The 7,132-nt window shown below is 72.4% G+C and carries 5 protein-coding genes; 2 read left to right on the top strand and 3 right to left on the bottom strand.

Annotated features, from left to right (window positions below; translation table 11 throughout):
* Positions 1-170: 170 nt before the first annotated feature.
* Entirely contained in the window at positions 171-590 is a 420-nt protein-coding gene (locus D7Y13_RS35600; RefSeq protein ID WP_120585338.1) for a hypothetical protein, read from the bottom strand.
* Between the two features lie 90 nt (positions 591-680).
* Here D7Y13_RS35600 and D7Y13_RS35595 point away from each other — a divergent pair, with 90 nt between their 5' ends.
* Both D7Y13_RS35595 and D7Y13_RS35590 read left to right on the top strand, forming a co-directional pair.
* Positions 681-4,328, top strand: coding sequence for a tetratricopeptide repeat protein (locus D7Y13_RS35595; RefSeq protein ID WP_120585339.1), 3,648 nt, complete (start codon positions 681-683; stop codon positions 4,326-4,328).
* A gap of 1 nt (position 4,329) precedes the next feature.
* Positions 4,330-4,716: a hypothetical protein gene (locus D7Y13_RS35590; protein ID WP_370451722.1), complete on the top strand. Its 387-nt coding sequence runs from the start codon at positions 4,330-4,332 to the stop codon at positions 4,714-4,716.
* 27 nt (positions 4,717-4,743) lie between these two features.
* Here the strand turns inward: D7Y13_RS35590 and D7Y13_RS35585 are convergent, their stop codons facing one another.
* Together D7Y13_RS35585 and D7Y13_RS47270 are read right to left on the bottom strand one after the other, a co-directional pair.
* Entirely contained in the window at positions 4,744-6,795 is a 2,052-nt protein-coding gene (locus D7Y13_RS35585) for a RecQ family ATP-dependent DNA helicase (protein ID WP_370451723.1), read from the bottom strand.
* 61 nt (positions 6,796-6,856) lie between these two features.
* On the bottom strand, positions 6,857-7,060 hold the full coding sequence (locus D7Y13_RS47270) for a DUF3006 domain-containing protein (protein WP_244222416.1): 204 nt from the start codon (positions 7,058-7,060) through the stop codon (positions 6,857-6,859).
* Positions 7,061-7,132 lie beyond the last annotated feature (72 nt).

The following is a 7,132-nucleotide window of genomic DNA, read 5'->3' as shown; positions in this document are numbered from 1 at the left end:
GGGGGGCGCGGAGGTTGGCACCCGCCTTGCTCATGTACCGGGCAACACGGCGAGGTCGCAGCGGGCCTGAGCAACACCGCGCGACCCCGTCACCCTGGTAGGGGGTTCCATTGGGGAACCCTCGACGCCCACCGTCTCGGCCGGCCCCGAGGCGGTGGGCGACTTTTTTTCTACTCCAGCTCGCCCGCGAACGGGCCTGACTGCTGCTTCTCCAGCAGCCAGACGCCATCGCGGAAGACGAACTCCGAGGTAACGGACTCGGTCTGTTCGGAGGCGGAGGGCAGGCGCATCCACTGGATGCGGCTGTGGACGGTGGCGCGCTTGCCGTCGTCGGCGAGCTTCACGTCCTCGATTTCGTAGTCGGTGACGGTGAGGTCGCGCTCGTCGTGCAGCTCGCGGCGCTTGCGCTCGAAGTCCTGGCGCTCCTCGGGGACGAGGAAGCTGGACAGGGCGCGGTAGTTGCGCCAGCGCAGGTTCTTGTGGAAGCCCTCCACGGCGGGGCGGAGCGTTTCCGGGTCCCCAGCGGGTGGGGTGTGGGCACAGGCCCCACCGAGGACCAGGGCGAACATCAGGGCAGGCAGGCGGTTCACGTGCGCGACGCTACCACCCGCTGCGTGCGCGGGACGAGGGCGGTGCTATGGTCCGCACTCCCCGCCCGAGCACCGGAGTCGCGACTCAACATGGCCAAGTCGATGGTGGAGCGCTACGAGCAGCTCCTCCGGCAGGACCCGACCTCTTCCGTCTTCGTGGAGCTGGCGAAGGCGCTCCTGGAGAAGGGAGACGCGGCGCGCACGATTGAAGTGTGCACCCAAGGCATCACCCACCACCCCACGTCCACCGTGGGACGGGTGCTGTGGGGCAAGGCGCTCATCCAACTGGGCCGGCCCGCGGAGGCGATGGAGCAGTTCGATCAGGCCATCGCCATCGAGAAGGACAACCCCTACGCCTACAACCTCATTGGCGAGGTGTTGTTGCAGCGCGGGCTGTTCCGCTCGGCGCTGCCCATCCTTCGCAAGGCCGTGGCGCTGCAACCCAACAACGGGCGCGTGAAGCAGTGGCTGGATCAAGCCCAGCAGGCGCTGTCCGGCGGGCCCGCGCCCATCTTCGCGGACCTGGGCACCCTGGCGGTCCCGGCGGCGGCTCCGGAGGACGACGAGGCCCCGGCGCCTGGGGCGGAGGCACAGCCGTCCGCGTTCGATGCGCGCGCGGCGGCGGCGGCCGGTCTGGAGCCGCGTCGTGCCCGGACGGAGACCCCCGCGGGTGGCGCGGAGCGCGCCGCGTCCGAGGCGGGCCCGGCGAGCGGAGCCGCGCCGACAGCGGGTGCGACGGATGCGCGCGCTTCGGTGGGACCTGCTTCCGGCGGTCCGGAAGGGGCGGGGGCGGAATCCCCCGGAGAACCGTCTTCCGGGCGTGAGGCTTCGGACGGGTCCTCGGATCCCGCTTCCGCGCATGAGGCTTCGGATCCGGCTGACGGGCGTGAGGCCTCGGATCCGGCTGACGGGCGTGAGGCTTCGGACGGGTCCTCGGATCCGGCTGACGGACGTGAGGCTCAGGGTGGCCCCGTGGAGGCGGGCCAGGAGTCGTCGGAGTCCAGGCGCGAGGCGCAGGCGGGGGCCGAACCTCAGAACTCCGGGGCTCAGGCGGGCCCGTCGGAGCCGGCAAAGGCGCCAGGTCGCGCGCGTTCGTCCGGAATGCTCGCGGACCTCCCGGATGCTCCGGCCGACGAGCCTTCTTCGTCGCAGGGCGGCGGGCTGCTCGGAAACCTTCCGGGCCCGGAGGCGGTGCGGGCGCGGGCTCCCGCGCCGGTGGCTCCAGTCGCTACGACGGCGGGCGGCAAGCGCTCGCTGCTGGACGACATCCCGGATGCCACGGAGCTGGCGGCGGCGACCGCCCGCAACAAGGCGGCGGCGAACGCGAAGGACACGGAGGCGCTCGCCGCGAAGTACGAGCGCGAGATGCACGAGAAGATCGCCAAGGAGCGGGCGAAGCAGTCCCTCCTGGAGCGCTACGGCGCGAAGACCGTGGCCCTCTTCGTCGCGATCATCTTCCTGGGCGCGAGCGCGGGCTTCTTCCTGCTCTACCGCTCCCGCCAGGGCGGCCAGACGCTGTCCGAAACGCTGGAGCTGGCCCGGCGGGCGGTGGCGCAGGACACCGGCGCGTCCCTGGACGAAGCGCTCCGGCAGCTTGACCGCGCGCGCGACATGGACGAAGCCAGTGCGCAGGGCTGGGCCCTCACGGCCTACGCGCACGCGCTGCGCTACCAGGACCACGGCGGTGCCTCCGAGGACCGGCGGCTGGCGCTGGAGGCCCTGGAGAAGCCGGGCGTGAAGGACGGCTTCGCCGGGCTGGTGCTCGCGACGAACGAGCTGGTGGCGGACGAGCGGGGCCGTGAGTCGACGCGCCGCGCGCTGCTCGCCTCGCAGGACGACGTGACGGAGGTGCACGCGCTCGCGGGCAGCCTGCTCCTGGCGGCCAAGGACGAGAAGAAGGCCCTGGACCGCTTCGACCGGGCCCTCAAGGCGTCGCCGGGCAACGTCCGCGCGCTCGTGTCCCTGGGCGGCTACTACCTGGCCTCCGAGGACTTCGCGCAGGCGCTGGAGATGTTCAAGCGCGCGCGCGAGGTCTCCAAGGAGCACCCGGCCGCCCGCATCGGCATGGCGGAGAGCCGGCTCGCGCTGGAGCAGGAGCTGGAAGCGGGGCTGGCGGACGTGGCGCCGCTGGCGAAGGATCCGAAGTTGCCCCCCGCGCTCAAGCCCCGCCAGCAGCTGGTGCACGGCGAGCTGCTGTCCGCGCTGGGCAAGTACGAGGAGGCGCGCGCACTGCTCGCCCAGGGCACGCAGGGGCCGCTGGCCATGGACTTCCAGCTCGCGCTGGGGGCCGCGGGCCGCGCCGCCGGCAAGCTGGAGGCCGCGCAGCAGGCCTATGAGGCCGCGTTGAAGCTCCAGCCCAAGAGCGAGGACGCGAAGGAAGGCCTGGGGCGCACGCTGCTGGACCGCGACCGCGAGCGCGAGGCGCTGCAGCGGCTGGAGGTGGATGGGGGCCGCAAGGTGGCGATGGTGCGCGGCGCGGCGTACGCGCGGCTGGGAGACTGGAAGAAGGCCCGCGCGGAGCTGGCCCGCACGCGCGTGAACGACCGCTATCCGCCGGAGGCCGTCGCGGTGCTGGCGCTGGCGGACGCGAACGAAGGCAACGGCGCCCAGGCACGCGAGGTGCTGGAGAAGGCGCTCGCCAAGCGGCCGCGCACCGACCTGCGCGTGGCGCTGGGGCAGGTGTACTGGCGCGAGCGCGCGCTCGACAAGGCGCAGGCCCAGTTCGACGAGGCGCTGAAGGACCCCCGCGACTACGAGGGTGCGTGCTCCCTGGGGCGGCTGCTCCTGGCGCGCGGCCTGCCGGACATGGCCCTCAAGCCGCTGACGCAGGCGGTGGAGCGCAACGGCGCGCATGGCGAGTCTCGCGACGCGCTGGGCCGCGTGCTCCTGGCGCTGGGCCGCACGCCAGAGGCGCTGAAGCAGTTCGAGGCGTGGCAGCTGGACAACCCCGGCAGCGCGGCGGCGCAGAAGGGCTTCGCGCTGGCGCTGTACCAGTCCGGTCGCCGCAAGGAGGCCGAAGGGGCGTCGGGCCGCGCGGTGAAGCTCGCGCCGGAGGACGCGGAAGGGCAGCGGCTGCGCGCGGCGCTCCTGTTCAGCAACGGCGATGCGAAGGGCGGCTTCGCGGCGCTGGAGCGCGCCAACAAGCTGGACTCCAAGGACCCCAACACCTTCTGTGAAATCGCCCAGGCCTTCCTGCGCCAGGGCCAGGTCGAGAGCGCGGACGCGGCCTTCGCGGCGGCGCGGCGCGAGGGTCCGGACGCGACGTGCGGCCGCGTGGGCGAGCTGTACGCGCAGCTTCCCGGCGGAGGCCGGGGCGCGTCGCGCACGCTGCAGGACCTGGCCGACCGTGCACACACCGTCTGGGACAAGGCCTTCGCCCAGACGACGCTGGCGCGGGTGCTGCTGGGCGCGGGCATGGTGAAGGAGGCGCGGGCGGCCGCCGACGAGGCCGTGAAGCTGGCCCCCTTCAGCGGCCGGGCATACCTGGCGCTGGGCCTGGTGGCCTTCAAGCAACGGCAGGAGGCCCCCGCGCGCGAGGCGCTGGCCAAGGCGGTGGAGCTGGAGCCCACCGACGGCATGGCGCACCTGGCGCTGGCGGACGTCCTGGCGCGCGAGACGGCGGAGTTGCCCCGGGCGGTGGAGTCCTACGAGGCCTTCCTGCGGCTCGCAGGGGAGGCCCCGGATGCGAAGCGCGTGAAGAAGGCCCTTCCGCTCCTCAAGCGCCGGGCGTCGAGATAGCGTGACCGACGTGCGCGAGCGGCCCCCGTCTTCACCCCTGCTGCAGGTCATGTGGGGCAACGCCTTCCTGCTGTCGGTGCTCTACCTGCTGGTGGGCATCGTCGTGGAGGTCCTCCGGCGGAAGTTCCGCTCGCCGACGGTCGAGCGCCTGTCCATGGCGCTCGACTCCCTGCCGGCGCGGGCGCTGGAGGTGGTGCACGGCCTGGAGCCGCTGCGCGCGGCGTACTTCAACGGCCGCATCTCCGATTTGGGGGTGCGCGTCCTCTTCGGCGTCGTCACCGTGGTGGTCATCTTCCTGCTCGCGCTGGTGGTGGGCGCCATCATGGGCGTGCTGCGGTGGGCCGTCCTTCGCGCCGCCAGCCACCGGAGCGGCCCTCCCCAGGGCTGAGCGCCCAAGGCCCGCCGACGGCGGGCCTCACGAGGTGCGGCGCAGCTTCGACTTGCGCACGCGCGGGGGCACGGGCGAGGCCTGCGGCTCATGGCCCGCGGCGCGGGCCATCAGGCAGATCTCCACCACCTTGGGGCCGAAGCGCTCCCAGCGGCTCTCCCCGGTGCCCTTCACCGCGAGGAAGGACTCCCGGTCCACCGGCAGCTCGGCGGCGATGCCCAGGAGTGTCGCGTCGTTGAAGATGATGAAGGGCGGGACATCCAGGTCCTTGGCCAGGTCCTTGCGCCAGCGGCGCAGCTCCGTGGAGGCCAGCTCGCTGTAGACCCGCACCGGCGCGCCGGAGGCTGCGGGCGCGGCGCGCGAGGTGGATCCGGACGGCTTGGGCATCATGCTGCCCGCGCACCGGTCGCACGTGCCGCACACCGTCGCCGCGTCCGCCTGCCCGAAGTAGTTCAGGATGAACGCGCGCCGGCACTTCGGCGTGTACGCGTAGTCCGTCATCCGCTTGAGCATCAGCAGGTTGTGCCGCTCCTGCGTGCGGACCCGGCTCAGGTCCACGCTCAGCTCGCGGAACGGGACGCGCTCCAGCGCGCGGATGGAGCGCCCCGCGAAGGGCTTGCGCACCCGCACGACGCCCGCCTTCTCCAGGAGCCCCAGCGCGTGCCGGAGCTCGTCCTCCGACAGCGCCGTGCGCCGCGCGAGGATGGGCAATTCCGTGGTGGCCTGACGTCCCACCGGGAAGGTCTCCAGCAGCGAGCGCAAGAGCCGCTGGGTCTCCGGCGCGTGCGGCTGGGCCGTGGGCGCCTTGTCGGTCAGCGTCAGCCCGTACTCGCCCTCGCCGCGACCGCCGCGCTCCAGCTTGCCCTCGCGCTCGAAGATCTTGAGCGCGGCGGAGACCTCGAACTCGCTGGCGCCCACCATGCCCGCCAGCGCGTGCACGCCCCGGTCGAACTCCTCCACGCCCTGAAGCGCTGACCACACGTCCGACAGCACGGACTCGGACGGGTGGCTGCTCTCGATGAGGCGCTCCTGCGTGTACACGTCCGCGTGGTTGAAGAGCAGCGCCGCCGTGGCGGGGTTGCCGTCCCGGCCCGCGCGGCCAATCTCCTGGTAGTACGCCTCCACCGCGCGGGGGATGTTGGCGTGCGCGACGAAGCGGATGTCCGACTTGTCGATGCCCATGCCGAAGGCGTTGGTGGCCACCGCCACCGCCTCCTTCGCGGACATGAAGTCCTCCTGCGCGCGGCGGCGGGCGTCGTCCTCCATGCCCGCGTGGTACAGCACCGCGCGCACCTTGCGCGTCACGAGCGCGGAGTGCATCCCTTCCGCGGCCTTGCGCGTGGAGCAGTAGATGATGCCGCTGCCGCCCTTGGCCGCCAGCTGGGCGCAGGCCTCCCGGCGCTCCTCGTCCCCGTTGACGTTCACCACGTCGAGGAAGAGGTTCGGCCGGTCGAAGCCCTGGGCGAACACCCTCGGGTCCTTCATCAGCAGCACGCGGACGATGTCGTCGCGCACCTCCGGGGTCGCCGTGGCGGTGAGGGCCACCGTGCGCGGGGGGCGCAGCCGCTTGCGCACCTGTCCCAGGAGCGCGTAGTCCGGCCGGAAGTCGTGGCCCCACTGGGAGATGCAGTGCGCCTCGTCCACGGCGAACAGCTCCACGCCCAGCTCGGAGATGAGCTCCAGGAAGCTTCCACTGCGGAAGCGCTCCGGCGCGACGTAGAGCAGCTTGTACTCGCGGGCTCGCAGCTTGCGCAGGCGCTCCGCCCGCTCCAGGTCCGACAGCGAGGAGTTGATGAAGGTGGCCGGGATGCCCTTCGCGGTGAGCTGCTCCACCTGGTCCTTCATCAACGCGATGAGCGGCGACACCACCAGCGTGATGCCCGGCAGGAGCAGCGCGGGCAGCTGGTAGCACAGGCTCTTGCCCGCGCCCGTGGGCATCACCACCACGGTGTTGCGGCCGCTGAGCACGGAGTTGATGACGGGGGCCTGGCCGGGGCGGAACTCCGACAGGCCGAAGTACCGCACCAGTCCCCGCTGGGCATCTTCGAGGAAGGGCAGGGACTCCAGCATCGCGCGCATGTTCATCATCCTGGGTCGGCCGTCAACGCCTATCCCTGTCCGTGGGCTCCGGTGCCCCACCTCACAGCTCGAGCCCCGGAGGAAGTGGAACCGCCAGCGCCGCCCGTTTCCTCGCCACCTCGCGCCGCAGTTGTTCCGTCCGCTCCAGGTCCAGGCGGCCATCCACGATGACGTCCCCCTCGCGTGCGCCCGGCGGCAGCCTCCAGCGCTCCACCGCCGCCTTGCCGACGTTGAACACCGCGCCCATCACCGACGACAGCACCATGCCCAGGACGATGACGCCCGCGAGCGTCGTCAGGCCCCACAGCACCGCGCCGTGGATCGCGCCTCCCGCCTT

The organism is Corallococcus praedator (assembly GCF_003612125.1).
GTDB classification, from domain to species: domain Bacteria; phylum Myxococcota; class Myxococcia; order Myxococcales; family Myxococcaceae; genus Corallococcus; species Corallococcus praedator.
This window is presented reverse-complemented; position numbering and strand designations above follow the sequence as displayed.